Source organism: Pseudomonas sp. B22129 (genome assembly GCF_044218875.1).
Lineage (GTDB): Bacteria > Pseudomonadota > Gammaproteobacteria > Pseudomonadales > Pseudomonadaceae > Aquipseudomonas.
Window position 1 is genome coordinate 5,275,904 of the sequence record NZ_CP162592.1, and the last position, 14,994, is coordinate 5,290,897.

The window sequence follows — 14,994 nt, forward strand, 5'->3', positions numbered from 1 at the left end:
TGACTGATACACCGCATTCGCGAGCAAGCCCGCTCCCACATTTTTGACCGAGTACATCTCCATGACTTCACACCCCCCATTACGCTCCGTGGAAGTGGCCAACTTCGAAGCCCTGCTCGAACGCCTCAGCGCCGAACTCGCCACCACTGCCCACCTGTACGACGACAGCGGCGCCTTCCCCCACGCCAACTTCAAATTGCTGCATGACCACGGTCTCGTCGCCCTCACCGTGCCCAAGGCTCTGGGCGGTGGCGGCGCGAGCCTGCCCCAGGCGCGCAAAGCCATCAGCGCGATTGCCAAAGGCGAGCCGTCCACTGCGCTGATCCTGGTCATGCAATACCTGCAACACACCCGCCTGCAAGACAGCAAGACCTGGCCCGAACACCTGCGCGTGCAAGTGGCCGAAGACGCCGTACGCCAGGGCGCGCTGATCAACGCTCTGCGCGTCGAGCCCGACCTCGGCACCCCGGCCCGTGGCGGCCTGCCGGCGACCACGGCCGTGCGCACGGCCGAAGGCTGGCGCATCAGCGGGCGCAAGATCTACTCCACCGGCAGCCACGGCCTGAGCTGGTTCAGCGTGTGGGCGCGCAGCGACGATGCCGACCCGCTGGTCGGTGCCTGGCTGGTGCCCAAAGGCAGCCCCGGCGTGAGCATCATCGACACCTGGGACCACCTGGGCATGCGCGCCACGTGCAGCCATGAAGTGGTGTTCGACAATGTGCTGGTGCCGCTGGACCACGCCGTCAGCGTCAGCCCGTGGAGCGCGCCGTCGCCGGAGCTGGATGGCGAGGGGTTCCTGTGGATGTCGGTGTTGCTGTCGTCGGTCTACGACGCGGTAGCCCAGGCTGCACGGGACTGGCTGGTGAACTGGCTGGAGACGCGCACGCCGTCCAACCTTGGCGCCGCGCTGTCCACCTTGCCACGCTTTCAGGAAACCGTCGGGCATATCGACACCTTGTTGTTCGCCAACCGCAGCCTGCTGGATGCCGCCGCCGACGGCCACACCCCAACGGCCAACGCGGCGCAGTTGAAATACCTGGTGACCGGCAACGCCATCCGCGCCGTCGAGCTGGCCATCGAAGCCTCGGGCAACCCCGGCCTGTCGCGCCACAGCCCGCTGCAACGGCACTACCGCGACGTGCTGTGCAGCCGCGTGCATACCCCGCAAAACGACGCCGTGCTGCAAGGCGTCGGCAAAGCTGTCTTCGCCCAACGTCAGAAGGAACGCACATGAGTCAGGTGATTATCGCCAGCCAGCTGGACGAAGAATTCAACCAGGTGATCCGCGAGCGCCTGGCGCCGCTGCACCCTGAAGCCCAGGTGATTGGCGTACCGGTCGGCGTGCCAAGCGACCTGCCGCCCCACGCCAACATCCTGCTGCTGCGCCCGATCAATGTGCGCGGCTACACCGCACCGCACACCCCGCCACCGGGCTGGCCATACGGCGCGCAGTGGGTGCACCTGGTGTCGTCGGGCATCGACTTCTACCCGCAATGGCTGTTCAACGGCCCGCCGGTGACCACCTCACGGGGCGCTGCCGCCGACAACCTGGCGGAGTTTGCTCTGGCGGCGATCTTTGCCGCCTCCAAGCATTTGCCGGATATCTGGGTGAAGGATGCCCAGTGGAACTTCACCGCGCTTCGCCCGCTCAAGGGCACCACCCTGGGGATTCTCGGGTTTGGCGCAATTGGCAAAAGCCTGGCGCAGAAAGCGCTGGCCTTGGGGATCAATGTGGTCGCGTTGCGGCAAAGCCAGGCGCCATTCGAGGTGGAAGGTGTGGAGGCGGCGAAGGACATTCACGACCTGTTCGCGCGCGCCGATCACCTGGTGCTGGCCGCGCCGCTGACCGAGGCCACGCGGCATATTGTTGACCGCGACGTGCTGGGCAGCGCCAAGCCGGGGCTGCACCTGATCAACATCGCGCGGGGTGGTTTGCTGGATCAGGAGGCATTACTCGAAGCACTGGAGAATGGCCGGATTGGCCTGGCTTCTCTCGATGTGACAGAACCCGAACCGCTGCCGGACGGGCACCCGTTGTACAGCCATCCGCGGGTGAGGTTGTCGCCGCATACCTCGGCAATTTCGACGAACAGCGTGCATGAGATTGCCGATACGTTCCTGGCGAATCTGGAGCGTTATCTGGAGGGTTCGACACTGGCCAACCTCGTCGAACGCTGAATCAAACACCGATCAAAACTGTGGGAGCTGGCTTGCTCGCGAATGCGGCGTGTCAGTCGCCGTATTCATCACTGATAGACCGCATTCGCGAGCAAGCCCGCTCCCACAGGGGTTATGTGTTGCGCCAGTGATTCAACAGCCACTCGCCAGGCGCTCGCGCAAAAACTCCACCAGCGCCTGCACCGGCCGCGAACTCTGGCGGTGCTGGGGATACACCGCCGACAGCGTCAGGGCTTCGGGCGCAAAGTCCTCCAGCACCGTTACCAGCCGCCCGTCTTTCAAGGCATCGGCGACGATAAAGGTCGGCAAGTACGTCACCCCCAGCCCGGCAATCGCCGTGTCGCGCAACAACTCGCCGTTATTGACGCGCATACGCCCGCTGACATTCACCGACTGCAGCTTGCCCTTGATCTGGAAACGCCATTGCACCTGACGGCCATGGCCATAAGGCAGGCAGTCATGGTCGGCCAGGTCTTCGGGTTTGAGCGGCGTGCCGCGCAGGGCCAGGTAGTCGGGGCTGGCGCAGTACACCCGTTGCACGCTGGCGATGCGCCGGGCGATCAGGGTCGAATCCTCAAGGGTGCCGATGCGCAGCACCAGGTCGTAGCCTTCGCCGATCAGGTCCACGGGGCGGTCGCTCAGGTCGACTTCCACCGAGACGTGCGGGTGCCGTTGCAGGAATAACGGCAACAGGCAGCCCAAATGGGCCATGGCAAATGACAAGGGCGCGCTGAGGCGGATAGTGCCGCGCGGCTCGCTGTTCTGGCCGGCGATGCCCTGCTCCACTTGCTCGACGTCACCGAGCAGGCGCAAGGCCGATTCGTAGTAACTCTGGCCCAGTGGCGTGACATCCAGGCGGCGCGTGGAGCGGTTGAGCAGGCGCACGCCCAGGCGGTCTTCCAGCTGGATCAGGCGGCGTCTGACAAATTGCTTGGACAGGCCCAATTGCTCGGCGGCAGCGGTGAAACTGCCGGATTCCATGACCTGGCAAAACAGGCGCATGTCTTCAAAGGGATTCATTGTCGCTACTCGGTGGACATTTGGCGGGTTTATAGCCTGTCGGCGGCCACACCACAAACCAAAATGTGGGAGCTGGCTTGCACAGGGTTGATGCGGTGTTCTGTAAAGCGAGTTATGGAAAACACCTCAAGCGGCCCGGCCATGTCGAACAGGAGGAAATCCGGAAACAGCGCCATGGCCACGGTTTTCATAGAGGGAAGCGTCCATCGGGAAGAAAGGCGGTGGGCATTGTGGCACGCCTTTAACTGTCAATCTGAAAAGGACAGTTATTCAGATTTCAGCTTCTTAATGAATATTTCAGTAACCAGTAATCTTCTTCTCAACGCAAGCGTTCTGTATCTCGCAGCCCACGCTCACTTGAGGACGAAATCATGCTGACCCTTCGCAAAGCTTCCGAACGCGGCGCCGCCAATCACGGTTGGTTGAAGTCGTTTCACACCTTCTCGTTCGCCAACTACTGGAACCCCAACGAGCAGGGTTTTTCCGACCTGCTGGTGATCAACGATGACCGCGTCGCTGCGGGCAAAGGCTTTGGCCAGCACCCGCACCGTGACATGGAGATTTTCTCCTACGTGCTCGACGGCGCCCTGGAACACAAGGACACCCTGGGCACCGGTTCGGTGATTCGCCCCGGCGATGTGCAACTGATGAGCGCCGGCAGTGGCGTGGCGCACAGCGAGTTTAACCACAGCCAGACCCGTGGCGTGCACTTCCTGCAAATCTGGATTGTGCCGAATGAGCCGGGCGCCGAACCGCGCTATCAGCAAGAGCATTTCAGCGAGGCGCAGAAACGCGGGCGCTTGCAGTTGATCATCTCGCCGGAAGGCACCGACGGTTCGCTGCAGGTTCGCCAGGACGCACGGGTGTATGCCGGGCTGTTCAACGGCGACGAAAGCGCGAGCCTGGCGCTGCCGCCCAACCGCCACGTGTACGTGCATGTGGCGCGGGGCAGCGTCGAGGTCAATGGCCAGTGTTTGCAGGAAGGTGACGGCGCCCGAGTGCGGGATGAACGCCAGATTCACCTGAGCCACGGTCAGGATGCCGAGGTGCAGGTATTCGACCTGCGCCCACAGGAACTGCCGCAGATGCCTTGACCATCACTGCGATGATCCGCCCCAAAATGGGTCATCGCTGGCGTCGATAGTCACCATCAGTGCAATGAAGTTCTCTTAAAAAACTCAGCGCGTAACATCAACTCCATACCCAGCGGCACCCAAACTAAAACACTCGGAGCACACCACCATGAAACGCCAAATCTTGCTTAGCCTTGCTTTCTCGGTACTTGCTGCAAATGCTTTTGCCCACCCCGTTGTCGCTGAAGGCGGCGCGGATCGCCTGATGGAAAGCCGTGTTGCCGAAAACGGTTCTGATCGCCTGATCGAGCGTCGTGTCGCCGAAGGTGGTGCGGATCGTCTGCAGGAACGTGGTCTGGCTGAAGGCGGTGCGGATCGTCTGCAAGAGCGTGGCCTGGCTGAAGGCGGTGCGGATCGTCTGCAGGAACGTGGCCTGGCTGAAGGCGGTGCGGATCGTCTGCAGGAACGTGGCCTGGCTGAAGGTGGTTCCGACCGTCTGCACAGCAACAACGCATAACCCTCGCAGTTGGCGAGGCACCCCAAACCGGCCTGATCAGCCGGTTTTTTTTCGCCTTCGATTAATGCAAGTCGCGGTCAACCCACAGCACCGCCTTGCCGATCTGCTGGCGCGCCTCGATGCGTTCATGCACTTGCTGCACGGTTTCCAGTGTGTAATGCCCTTCGATCTCCACGGTCAGCGAGCCTTCCAGCATCGCCGCGAACACCGCGTTGGCACGCCGTTGTACGGTCGGGCCGTCGGCCATGTGGTCGGCCAGGCGCGGACGGGTCAGGAACAACGACCCCGCCTCCCCCAGCTCAATCGGGTCCAGGTCGGTCAACGAGCCGGAAACATTGCCGTAATTGACGATCAGCCCTCGCGTGCGGCAGGCGCGAAAACTGTCGCGCAACGTGGCTTTGCCCACCGAATCGAAGACCACGTCCACGCCCTTCCCGCCCGTCGCCTCCAGGACACGCTCGGCAAACCCGCCGGCGTCATACGTCCAGGCCTGGTGAGCACCGCGTTGCAGGGCAATCGCACATTTCTCGACCGTGCTGCCCGTGGTCAATACCGTCGCGCCCAAACGACGCGCCATTTGCACCAGCAACTGGCCAATGCTGCCGGACGCCGCGTGAATCAAGCAGGTACTGCCGGCCTTTAGCCGCGCCACATCATCAATCAAATAGTGGGCGGTGCACCCTTGAAACATCGCGGCGGCGGCCTGATCGAAGGCAATGGCGTTGGGGATCTGCGCGACTTTCTCAGCCGGCACATTGGCGTACTCGGCATACGCCCCCCACGCGATGCACCAGGCTACCCGGTCGCCAACGGCCAGATGGCTGACACCCGCGCCCACTTCCACCACCACGCCCGCGCCTTCCATGCCCAAGGTGCACGGCAAGCGCACCGGGTAGGTGACCGACTGCGCGTATTTGCCCTGGCGGGTATGGATATCCATGAAATTGATGCCCGCGCAGGCCACCTTGACCAGCACGTGGCCCGGTAAAACCTGGGGTTGGGGGACATCGAGGCGCAAATGTGCGACGTCTGGTCCGCCATAAGCTTGCAAGGTGATGGCTTTCATCGGGGAACAACTCCGTTTGCACTGGGAAGCGGCCATGGTAAAAGGGCTTGCTCAGTAGGAAAATTCCCCAATACCTCCCAGACTCTGTGCGGAAACAACCCGATGTTCGATTGGCAGGACCTGTATTACTTCACCGTACTGGCACGCACGCAGTCGCTGTCAGCGGCTGCCCGCGAATTGCAGGTAGAACATGCTACCGTCGGGCGGCGTGTGGATGCGTTGGAAAAAGCCCTGGGCGTCAAGCTCGTCGACCGTCTGCCACGCAGCCGGCCCCTCACCGCACAAGGCCTGGCCTTGGCAGAACTGGCCGCGGGAATGGGTGAAATAGCCACCGAAGTGATGCGCATGTCGCGGGTAGCCTCCATTGAAATGGCCGGTACGGTTCGGGTCAGTTGCCCGCCTTCCATCGCCAACCATTGCATCGCGCCCCATGTGGCGCGGTTGCGCGCTCAATACCCGCAACTGAACCTGGTGTTGCTGCCTTCCACCCAACTGGCCGCGCTGGACAAAGGTGAAGCCGATATCGCGTTGCGCACCGTGCGCCCGGATGAAGACGCGCTGGTACGGCGCAAGGTCGGCGCGGTGCGCTTTGGCCTGTATGGCTCGCCCGAGTTACAGCAAAAGCCTGCCGCACAGTGGGCGTTTATCGCCTATGACAGCAGCCGCGATCACCTGCCCCAACAGGCTTGGCTGCATCAGTTACGCGGCCCGCGCCCAATCGTGTTTGCCGCCAGCGAACTGATCACCCAACAAATGGCCGCCCGCGCTCACGTTGGCGCGGTAGTGCTGCCCACCTTGGTGGGCGATCACGATCCTTTATTGGCCAGGCTGCCAGCCACAGGCGAGGGCCCGGTGCGCGATATCTGGCTCACGGTGTACCCGGACATGCGCCGTTCGCCATCGGTGAAGGTGGTGATGGAGTTTTTGGTGGCGTGCATAGAAGGTGAGCTTCAACTGCGCCGTTGACGTTTTTTCAGGTTGGCTTCTGCGTCTTCTCTCGCCAGGTAAAGAAACCCTTTACCTTCCTGCACCTTGAACAGCAGCTTCATGCCAACCAGTTTCTCAAGGTCCTTGCGTGCGGTATTTTCCGAAATATCGTAGTCGTGGGTGAGTTCTTTGGGCGTGAATATGCGGCCGGGGTGCTGGAGTACTTTCTTCAAAAAATGCCCCTGCCGGTAATTCAGCTCATTGTTGAGTTCAAACGTATCCAGCCAGCTCATCAGCTCCACGGATTCTCTGCGCTTGGCCTCGAAATACTCCATGAACTCATGCATGGCGCGCTCAATGACGCGTAGCTGATACGTCACGAAATAGGTCAAGTCAAAGGCGTCGGTTTGCGTGTAAATGTATGACCGCCCATATTGCATGGGCGCCTCTTTGAGCAGTGTGCTGATGGAGATGTACTCAAAAGGCCAGTAACCGCTCTTAAGCATGAACCAGTAAAACAAGCAGCGCGCAGTTCGCCCATTACCGTCTCGAAAGGGGTGCTCATAACCCATCATGAAGTGCAGGATCGTGGCCTTCACCACCGGGTGGATAAAATGCCTGCCTTCATGACCATCATGACAATCATTGGCAAACCGGCAGAGCGCCTCCAGCCTGGCAGGCAGCAGCGCCGCCTTGGGAGGCTGATGAACCACTTCATCGCCTGCCCCGCCCACGAAAATGTCATCACTGTCCCGGACCTGACCTGGGCGGGCGTCCGCTTCTTCGATGCCGGCTGTAGCGATAGCCTGAAATTCACAGATCAAGGCAACCGACAGGTTCTCGTCCTTGTTGTACTTGGCATGTTGCATCAGATGATAGTTATTCAGGATCATCCGCTCATCATCGTCCAGAGGCAGGCGCTCCTTGCCCAACATATCCTTCGCAACTTTGCGGGTGGTTGCAGCGCCCTCCAATTGAGCGCTGGAAATCGCCTCCTCCATCATCAATGAATCAACCAGGTAGCGGGTGTTGTCACGGTATTGCGGGGAAGACGCCTTTGCCCCGCCCAACCTGGATGTCACCGATTCCACAGCGTGAATAACCGCGTCGCAAAAATCTGTAGTGGACAAGAAAAAAGGGCTGTCACACTCGCTGCGAAGTTCGAGTGTCTTGCTCCCGAGGGCGCGGGACATTTTGATAGCTGCCCATGCGGCTTCTTTGTTCACGCCCGGCGATGGGTACCGGCGAAATTCGTCCCAATGCAGGTATCGGCCTTTGTCGTCGATGGCCTTGTAAGTGCGGGCCAGCTCAAAAATCTCCAAACCATATTGCTTTAGCAACACAGCGAAATCAGCGGGCTTTTGGATTCTGGCCATCGTTGAAACTCATTTTTTGAAAATTGAGCTGATGGTTGCGCGCGAACCATACAGAGTCAAGCGTTAAACCCCCAGAAACTGTGCCAACGCCTGGCCCAAACCATCAAACACCGCCGCCACCCGCGGCACCCGGCGCATGTCTTGATGCATGGCAATCCACACGTCAACGTCGAACCCCACTTCAGGCAATACCCGCACCAGGCCATGGCGCTGCGCCAATTGGCCGGGGCATGCGCCAATCCCCAGGCCGGCGCGCAAGGCCGCGAATTGCGCCAGGTGGTCGTCGCTGCGAATGACCGTGCGCGCCGCGCTGCAGTCGACACCTTGCTGCTGGAGAAACTCGATGTCTTGCCCGTTGCGGTCGGGCCCGATCAGCGGATAGTCCTGCAACTGGGCCAAACGGTCAGGCGTGCCACATTCGGCGAGCAATTGGGGGGCGGCATACAGGCCGACGCGCAGGTCGCCGACTTTGCGCGTGACCACCGCGGCCTCCGTTGGCCGGCGAATGCGCACGGCGACGTCGGCCTCCTGTTGCGCCAAGGCCTGCAGGCGATTGGAGACACTCAGCTCAATCGCCAGTGCTGGATGGTCGCGCCTCAACGTGCGCAGCATCGGCGGCAACACTTCAACACCCAGTAACTGGCCACTGGTCAGGCGCACGGTGCCACCCGCCATGGCCGCGTCTGCCGAGGCCGCGCGGTTAAAGGCGTTGGCGGCGACGGCCATTGCCTCCACGTGGCCAATCAGCTCTCGCGCCATGTCGGTGGGCAGCAAGCCTTTTGGCGAACGCACAAACAGGCTGACCCCGACGCTCTGCTCCAGCGCCTCTATACGTCGGCGCGCCGTGGCTTGGGCGATCCCCAGCAAACGCGCGGCCCCCGACAGGCTGCCGGTGCGCAGCACGGCGAGAAAGGCACGCTGGGTTTCCCATTGCAGTTGAGGGGGGTTCATACATTTCCTGTGAGCCGCTGGGCAGTTTTGGCGAATGTTCAGCGGGCACCCGCTGAGGCATGCTGGCGAGCATACCCGATGGGCCTTGCGCCCTCTTCTGCCTGAAGGATCAAATTCGATGATTTTCACCGGCCAATGCCGCTGCACCGCCGTCACATACCAACTGGATATGGACGCGTTGCCGGCGATTTACGCCTGCCATTGCAACAGCTGCCAAACCTGGAGCGGCAGTGCATTCGCCCTGCATGCCTTGCTGCCGGCGGATGCGTTGCAGGTGGCCGGCCCCGTCACTCAGTACGCTTATGCGCTTGACGGCCAACGCAGCGAGCATCAGCTTTGCGCCGTGTGCCATACCCGCATCAGCAACACCACCACCGCCGCGCCGGGGTTGCAGGTACTGCGCGTGGGCACCCTGGACAGCAGCCCGTCGCTGCAACCGCTCGCGCATATCTGGGTCTCGCGCAAACAGCCGTGGCTGACCTTGCCCGAGGGCGTCCCGACCTGGCCGCAAAGCCCCACGCCCGAAGCCTTCGCCCAGGCCCTTACGCCTCCCGCGCCTTGACCTTCAAGTGCCGCGCGTACCAAGGGCGCTGCGGCACGCGCTTGAACAGGCCTTTGAGCACACCCTCGTCCGACCCAAAGGTGATGCGCAACGCAAGCTTCATGGTTTCCGGGTCCATCTCCATGGAACGCCCCATCTGCAACCCCGGCGTGGTGCTGCAGCCATGGGTGTCCGGGCCCAGCCACGGATCACTCACTTCCACCCAACGCCCCGGCGCAAACCACTGCACGCCGTTGACTTCAAGCCGGCTGACTTCACCCGGGTTGAAGCGTTCGTGGGCGCGAAACCAGTCTTCGACACGGTCATCGATCCAGCCGTGGAAGTGCCAGAACACCGGGTTGACGTGGGATGAGAACGGGTCGCCGAGAAAATCGTTTTCCGCCGCGTACCAGCGCGCGGCAAAGTCTGCCGGGTCGCGAGCGAAGGGCACCGGCGCGCCATTGGACGGGTCACGGGGCACCGAGGCCCAGCGCATGTGCAGCCAGTCGTGCAAGCCCAGTTCCATTTCGGAGCCCAGTTGGCCGAGGGTCAGTTTGGCCAGGTAGCGCGGGTCGCGGTATTGGGATTCCCAGACCTGAAAGTTGCTGTGGTAGGTCTCGGCCGCTTTGATATCACTGACCCACTGGGTGTAGTCGGCGTCGTCCGGGGCGGACCAGGTGGGCGGCAGCGCGAACCCGTCGCGGTTGTCGAAATAGCGCAAGAAACCCAGGCGGTCGCGCTCCAGCGCTGGTTGAGGCTCAGGAAAAGCCGGCCAAGACGGCAGGTCCTGCATCGAACGCGCCGTGCCCAGCATGTGCCGGTGCATGAAGAAAAAATCGATACCCGAACCATTGCGATCCTTGCGTTTGCCACGGGCGTCACGTTCCTGGCCGCGCGGCCCGGGTTGCCAGCCGATGCCGCGCAGCGCGTCGCGCTTTTCCTCCGACAGCTTGTGCCACTGGTCACGGGTGGCGTGCCACAGTTGGTGAAACAGGCGGTGTTCCGGTGAGATCAGCCAGGCCAGCAGCGTCGGGTTGAGGCCGATGCGCTGGCGGGCTTCGGGAAACAATTGTTTGTGGGCGATAAAACGGTTGTCGCGCTCGGTCAACGCCAAGGGGCGGTCCAGGTCCAGGATCTGCCCGCTGAGGGTGCCGCTGCCGGCATTGCCGAAGTCGGCCCAGACTTCATCCACAGTCATCTTGAATTCATAGGCGGGCACGCCCGCGACCGAGTCGCGGTCGATCAGCCGCCAATACAGCACCTTGCCGTCCCCCGTGAGCAGATCACCCAGCACCCGGTAACGGGGCTCAGCTGGCGCACGCAGGTTTTCGGCGGTGTCCAGATAGCCGCGCAGACCACGGCCACGGGGGGCGATGTCGAGCAATAGCTCAAGGCCTTGCAATGGCAGGCCTTTGAGACCTGCGTCGGCGCCTTCGAAACGCAGGCTCCACACGCCCCTCAGCCGGTTTGCCAGGTGCTGGCCGGCCGTGTCGGCGAGGTCCACCGTGGCTTCACCGGGGGTGATCGGAAATTCTTCGCGCGTCAGCTCGCGATGGGCATAAAAGGCCGCCGGCACGGCAGCGCCGGTCAGCGCCAGGCCTGCGATGAACCCACGTCGAGAGATGGTCATTGTTTACCTTAGGAAACGGCTTGATCAGAGCTAGAACGTTTGCAGCCGCGCAAAATTTACCAACGCGCCCTGCCCGCCTAAATTTCCCCCGCCATCACTCGTTCTTCCCTGATAGCAAAGGCCTCAACTGACTGAGATGGCAATGACAAAACCACGTTCGAAAAAGGCGCTGTATCTGGGCCTGCCACTGGCAGTGGCGGTCTGTGCCGGGGCCGGCTGGCTGGTCTGGGATCACTGGTTCAAGGGCAATGCCGGCTATTCGCTGGAGGTGATCAAGCAGGCCAACGAGATGCAGGACCGCTTGTTGTCCTTTGACAGCCATATCACCGTGCCGCTGGATTTCGGCACCGCAGGCAATGAGGCGGACAAGGACGGCAGCGGCCAGTTCGACCTGGCCAAAGCCAGCCGTGGGCGCCTGTCGGGTGCCGCCCTGACCATTTTCGGCTGGCCGGAAATCTGGAGCGGCGCCAATGCGCCCCATAAGCCAACCGAAGGTTTTGTCGAAGAAGCGCGCCATGAGCAGGAAGTGCGCTACAAAATCATCTCCGGCATGGTGCGCGACTACCCCAACCAGGTGGGCATTGCCTACACCCCGGACGATTTCCGCCGCCTGCATGGCGAAGGCAAGTTTGCCATTTTCATCAGCATGCTCAACGCCTACCCATTGGGCGATGACCTGAACCAGCTGGACCTGTGGACTGCGCGCGGCATGCGCATGTTCGGCTTCAGTTACATCGGCAACAACGCCTGGTCCGACTCATCGCGCCCGCTGCCGTTTTTCAATGACACCCCCGATGCCCTCGAAGGCCTCTCGCCCATCGGCCAGCAGGCGGTGCACCGCCTCAATGACCTTGGGGTGATCATTGATGTGTCGCAGATGTCGACCAAGGCCGTGGAACAAGTCGCCCGGTTGAGCCGCACGCCAATGGTCGCCTCGCACTCGGCGCCGCGCGCCTCGGTGGATATCCCGCGCAACCTCAGCGACAAGGAGTTGCAACTGATCAAGAACAGTGGCGGCGTGGTTCAGGTGGTGGGTTTCCCGGCCTATCTGCGCCCGCTGAGCCAACCGACCCAGGACAAGCTCAATACCCTGCGCGCGCGCTTCGATTTGCCGCCGCTGCCCAACCTCGCCATGGCACTGATGCCGGGTGACGCGATCATCGCCGCGTGGTCCGAGCAGAAGTTCGGCCAGTACGCCAGCGCGCTGTACGCCATCCTCGAAGAGGAGCCCAAGGCAACCCTCAAGGACTTGGGCGATGCCATCGACTACACCGTGCGCAAGATCGGCATTGATCACGTGGGCATCGCGTCGGACTTCAACGACGGCGGCGGCCTCCAGGGCTGGAACGATGTCGGCGAAGTGCGCAACGTCACTGCCGAACTGATTCAGCGCGGCTACTCCGAAGCCGATATCGCCAAGCTGTGGGGAGGCAACTTCCTGCGGGTGTGGGACCAGGTACAAAAAGCCGCCAAGCCATTGGCCAACCGCTAACGACCCGTGAAGTAAGCCCATGACCGACCGCCGTACGTTTCTCAAACAGGCTGGCGTGCTCGTCGCCAGCCTGCCGCTGGGCGCCGCCCTCACCCCTCAGGCCATCGCGGCCACCCCGGCAGGCAACCCCTGGACAGCACTCAAACAGCTGTTCAACCAGGACCCGGATTACCTGCACTTCTCCAACTTTCTCGTGGCCTCGCACCCCAAGCCGGTGCGCGAAGCCATTGAGCGCTACCGTTTGCAGATCGACCGCAACCCCGGGCGCGCCATGGACTGGGACCTGCAGGAAACCTTCAAGCGTGAAGGCCAGGTGCGCGAATGGGCCGGCCGCTACCTGAATGCCAAGCCCGCACAGATAGCCCTCACCGGCAGCACGTCCGAAGGCCTGGCAATGATCTACGGCGGCATCAAGGTGCGGCCCGACCAGGAAATCCTCACCACGGTTCACGAGCACTATGCGACCGAGTTCAGCCTGAATTTCCGTGTCGCGAAGGAAGGCACGCAAGTACGCCGGATCAGCCTGTTCGAGAACGCCGCCCGGGTGTCCGTCGACGAAGTGCTCGGCAATATCAAGCGCAATATCCGCCCCACTACCCGCGTGCTGGGCATGACCTGGGTGCAGTCGGGCAGCGGTGTGAAGCTGCCCATCCGCGAAATCGGCCAACTGGTGGACGAACATAACCGCGACCGTGATGACAAGGACCGCATCCTCTACGTGGTCGACGGCGTCCACGGCTTCGGCGTGGAAAACCTCGATTTCCCGGCGATGAACTGCGACTTCTTTATCGCCGGCACCCACAAATGGATGTTTGGCCCACGGGGCACCGGGCTGGTGTGCGCCCGTGACAGCGAAAACAACTACGTCACGCCGATGGTGCCGACCTTCTCCGAAGACACCAATTTCGCCACCACCATGACCCCCGGCGGCTATCACGCGTTCGAGCATCGCTGGGCCGCCGACGAAGCCTTCAAGCTGCATTTGCAATTGGGCAAGGCGCAGGTGCAGGCACAGATCCACGCACTCAACACCGAGCTGAAAAACCAGTTGCTGGCCCACCCGCAGATTGAGCTGGTGACGCCGCGCAGCCCCGAACTGTCCGCCGGTTTTACCTTTTTCCGGGTCAAGGGCCAGGACAGCGATGACGTGGCGGCCTACATGATGAAAAACCGCGTGGTGATTGACGCGGTGGACCGCGACGTGGGCCCGGTGATTCGCACCGCGCCCGGCCTGCTCAATAGCAGCGACGAGATCCAGCGCTTCATGGCGTTGCTGACGGCGCGCCTGTGACCTTCCTTTTTCCTTTGAACGAGATGCCCGCATGAACCCATCCCGACTCAAACCGCTGACCGCCCTGGCCCTGACCGCCCTGTGCGGCGCATTGCTGCCCAACCTCGCCCACGCTGCCACGCCACAACCCGGCAAAGTGTTCAAGGATTGCAAGGACTGCCCGGAGATGGTGGTGTTGCCAGCCGGCACGTTCACCATGGGCACGCCGGAAGATGAAGTCGGCCGCGAGCCAGATGAAGGCCCGATGCACGACGTGACCTTCGCCAAACCTTTCGCCATGAGCCGCTTCCACGTCACGGCCGGTGAATGGGACAGCTACGTGCGCCAGACCGGCGTCAAGATTGCCAATGGCGATGACCGCCCTGGCCGTGAATGCATCGCCAGCAAGCCACGTTACCCGCAAGGCCCGCGCCAACCGGCGGTATGCATGGACATGGACGACATCAAGGCCTACGTGGCCTGGCTGTCGAAAAAGACCGGCCAGCACTACCACATGGTCAGCGAAGCGCAGCGCGAATACGCCGCCCGCGCCGGCTCCACCGGGCCATTCCCCTTCCCTTTTGATCAAGGCAAGGAATACAGCATCGCCGAGCACGCCAACACCTACGGGCCGGCGGACGGCTACAGCTATTCATCGCCCGTGGGCAGCTACCCGCCGAACGCGTTTGGCATGTACGACATGCACGGTAACGTCTACGAACGGGTCGCCGACTGCGAGCACCCCAACTATGTGGGCGCGCCTACCGACGGCAGCGCGTGGGTTGAGCCAAACTGCGAGTCCTACCAGATTCGCGGCAACGACTGGGGCGAAGCACCGGTGTTCTCGCGCTCGGGCAACCGCAATACCATCTACCCGCAGACACGCGGCGACTGGATTGGCTTCAGGGTGGTACGCGACCTCTGATTCGAACCGCATAAAAAACCGCCGGGTG

The 14,994-nt window shown here is 62.2% G+C and carries 15 protein-coding genes; 9 read left to right on the top strand and 6 right to left on the bottom strand.

The features are described 5' to 3' along the window. Positions 1-55 precede the first annotated feature (55 nt). Both AB4P94_RS24125 and AB4P94_RS24130 read left to right on the top strand, forming a co-directional pair. Positions 56-1,234 carry an acyl-CoA dehydrogenase family protein gene (locus tag AB4P94_RS24125; protein WP_395611383.1) on the top strand — a complete coding sequence of 393 codons (1,179 nt, stop codon included), beginning with the start codon at positions 56-58 and terminating at the stop codon, positions 1,232-1,234. Next, positions 1,231-2,178: a D-isomer specific 2-hydroxyacid dehydrogenase family protein gene (locus tag AB4P94_RS24130; protein ID WP_395607813.1), complete on the top strand. Its 948-nt coding sequence runs from the start codon at positions 1,231-1,233 to the stop codon at positions 2,176-2,178. Before AB4P94_RS24125 ends, AB4P94_RS24130 begins: the two co-directional genes overlap by 4 nt. A gap of 132 nt (positions 2,179-2,310) precedes the next feature. Here the strand turns inward: AB4P94_RS24130 and AB4P94_RS24135 are convergent, their stop codons facing one another. Both AB4P94_RS24135 and AB4P94_RS24140 read right to left on the bottom strand, forming a co-directional pair. Beyond that, entirely contained in the window at positions 2,311-3,198 is an 888-nt protein-coding gene (locus AB4P94_RS24135; RefSeq protein WP_395607814.1) for a LysR family transcriptional regulator, read from the bottom strand. A 29-nt stretch (positions 3,199-3,227) separates the two neighbouring features. Next, complete coding sequence (locus tag AB4P94_RS24140; RefSeq protein ID WP_395611416.1) at positions 3,228-3,389, bottom strand: hypothetical protein; 162 nt, start codon at positions 3,387-3,389, stop codon at positions 3,228-3,230. Between the two features lie 180 nt (positions 3,390-3,569). Here AB4P94_RS24140 and AB4P94_RS24145 point away from each other — a divergent pair, with 180 nt between their 5' ends. Further along, on the top strand, positions 3,570-4,292 hold the full coding sequence (locus tag AB4P94_RS24145; protein ID WP_395607815.1) for a pirin family protein: 723 nt from the start codon (positions 3,570-3,572) through the stop codon (positions 4,290-4,292). Between the two features lie 148 nt (positions 4,293-4,440). Beyond that, positions 4,441-4,788: a hypothetical protein gene (locus AB4P94_RS24150; protein ID WP_395607816.1), complete on the top strand. Its 348-nt coding sequence runs from the start codon at positions 4,441-4,443 to the stop codon at positions 4,786-4,788. A gap of 61 nt (positions 4,789-4,849) precedes the next feature. Here AB4P94_RS24150 and AB4P94_RS24155 read toward each other — a convergent pair whose 3' ends face one another. After that, positions 4,850-5,854 (bottom strand): quinone oxidoreductase family protein, encoded by a 1,005-nt coding sequence (locus tag AB4P94_RS24155; protein WP_395607817.1) that lies wholly within the window; start codon positions 5,852-5,854, stop codon positions 4,850-4,852. Between the two features lie 102 nt (positions 5,855-5,956). Here AB4P94_RS24155 and AB4P94_RS24160 point away from each other — a divergent pair, with 102 nt between their 5' ends. Further along, a complete protein-coding gene (locus tag AB4P94_RS24160; RefSeq protein WP_395607818.1) occupies positions 5,957-6,820 on the top strand; it encodes a LysR family transcriptional regulator in 864 nt (287 codons plus the stop codon). Here the strand turns inward: AB4P94_RS24160 and AB4P94_RS24165 are convergent. Together AB4P94_RS24165 and AB4P94_RS24170 are read right to left on the bottom strand one after the other, a co-directional pair. After that, positions 6,805-8,157 carry a Fic family protein gene (locus AB4P94_RS24165; RefSeq protein ID WP_395607819.1) on the bottom strand — a complete coding sequence of 451 codons (1,353 nt, stop codon included), beginning with the start codon at positions 8,155-8,157 and terminating at the stop codon, positions 6,805-6,807. The two genes, AB4P94_RS24160 and AB4P94_RS24165, sit on opposite strands and share 16 nt — an antisense overlap. A 63-nt stretch (positions 8,158-8,220) precedes the next feature. Next, positions 8,221-9,108, bottom strand: coding sequence for a LysR family transcriptional regulator (locus AB4P94_RS24170; RefSeq protein WP_395607820.1), 888 nt, complete (start codon positions 9,106-9,108; stop codon positions 8,221-8,223). 118 nt (positions 9,109-9,226) lie between these two features. Between AB4P94_RS24170 and AB4P94_RS24175 the strand changes: the two genes are divergently transcribed. Then, the gene (locus AB4P94_RS24175; RefSeq protein WP_395607821.1) at positions 9,227-9,670 is read left to right on the top strand and encodes a GFA family protein; all 444 of its coding nucleotides are present in this window, start codon (positions 9,227-9,229) and stop codon (positions 9,668-9,670) included. Here AB4P94_RS24175 and AB4P94_RS24180 read toward each other — a convergent pair. Further along, positions 9,651-11,279: a PvdJ/PvdD/PvdP-like protein gene (locus AB4P94_RS24180; RefSeq protein WP_395607822.1), complete on the bottom strand. Its 1,629-nt coding sequence runs from the start codon at positions 11,277-11,279 to the stop codon at positions 9,651-9,653. The two genes, AB4P94_RS24175 and AB4P94_RS24180, sit on opposite strands and share 20 nt — an antisense overlap. A 142-nt stretch (positions 11,280-11,421) precedes the next feature. On the opposite strand from AB4P94_RS24180, the gene pvdM reads away from it, so the two are divergent. The 3 genes from pvdM to AB4P94_RS24195 are packed head-to-tail and all read left to right on the top strand — an operon-like array spanning position 11,422 to position 14,966. Beyond that, positions 11,422-12,771: a pyoverdine-tailoring dipeptidase-like protein PvdM gene (gene pvdM, locus AB4P94_RS24185; protein WP_395607823.1), complete on the top strand. Its 1,350-nt coding sequence runs from the start codon at positions 11,422-11,424 to the stop codon at positions 12,769-12,771. A gap of 19 nt (positions 12,772-12,790) precedes the next feature. Continuing rightward, the gene (locus AB4P94_RS24190) at positions 12,791-14,062 is read left to right on the top strand and encodes an aminotransferase class V-fold PLP-dependent enzyme (protein WP_395607824.1); all 1,272 of its coding nucleotides are present in this window, start codon (positions 12,791-12,793) and stop codon (positions 14,060-14,062) included. Between the two features lie 31 nt (positions 14,063-14,093). After that, positions 14,094-14,966, top strand: a complete 873-nt coding sequence (locus AB4P94_RS24195) for a formylglycine-generating enzyme family protein (RefSeq protein WP_395607825.1) — start codon at positions 14,094-14,096, stop codon at positions 14,964-14,966. Positions 14,967-14,994 lie beyond the last annotated feature (28 nt).

Excerpts from the sequence above, each read along its gene's own strand:
- AB4P94_RS24130 (WP_395607813.1), top strand. The coding sequence starts at position 1,231 with ATGAGTCAGGTGATTATCGCCAGCCAGCTGGACGAAGAATTCAACCAG.
- AB4P94_RS24135 (WP_395607814.1), bottom strand. The coding sequence starts at position 3,198 with ATGAATCCCTTTGAAGACATGCGCCTGTTTTGCCAGGTCATGGAATCC.
- AB4P94_RS24140 (WP_395611416.1), bottom strand. The coding sequence starts at position 3,389 with ATGAAAACCGTGGCCATGGCGCTGTTTCCGGATTTCCTCCTGTTCGAC.
- AB4P94_RS24145 (WP_395607815.1), top strand. The coding sequence starts at position 3,570 with ATGCTGACCCTTCGCAAAGCTTCCGAACGCGGCGCCGCCAATCACGGT.
- AB4P94_RS24150 (WP_395607816.1), top strand. The coding sequence starts at position 4,441 with ATGAAACGCCAAATCTTGCTTAGCCTTGCTTTCTCGGTACTTGCTGCA.
- AB4P94_RS24155 (WP_395607817.1), bottom strand. The coding sequence starts at position 5,854 with ATGAAAGCCATCACCTTGCAAGCTTATGGCGGACCAGACGTCGCACAT.
- AB4P94_RS24160 (WP_395607818.1), top strand. The coding sequence starts at position 5,957 with ATGTTCGATTGGCAGGACCTGTATTACTTCACCGTACTGGCACGCACG.
- AB4P94_RS24165 (WP_395607819.1), bottom strand. The coding sequence starts at position 8,157 with ATGGCCAGAATCCAAAAGCCCGCTGATTTCGCTGTGTTGCTAAAGCAA.
- AB4P94_RS24170 (WP_395607820.1), bottom strand. The coding sequence starts at position 9,108 with ATGAACCCCCCTCAACTGCAATGGGAAACCCAGCGTGCCTTTCTCGCC.
- AB4P94_RS24175 (WP_395607821.1), top strand. The coding sequence starts at position 9,227 with ATGATTTTCACCGGCCAATGCCGCTGCACCGCCGTCACATACCAACTG.
- AB4P94_RS24180 (WP_395607822.1), bottom strand. The coding sequence starts at position 11,279 with ATGACCATCTCTCGACGTGGGTTCATCGCAGGCCTGGCGCTGACCGGC.
- pvdM (WP_395607823.1), top strand. The coding sequence starts at position 11,422 with ATGACAAAACCACGTTCGAAAAAGGCGCTGTATCTGGGCCTGCCACTG.
- AB4P94_RS24190 (WP_395607824.1), top strand. The coding sequence starts at position 12,791 with ATGACCGACCGCCGTACGTTTCTCAAACAGGCTGGCGTGCTCGTCGCC.
- AB4P94_RS24195 (WP_395607825.1), top strand. The coding sequence starts at position 14,094 with ATGAACCCATCCCGACTCAAACCGCTGACCGCCCTGGCCCTGACCGCC.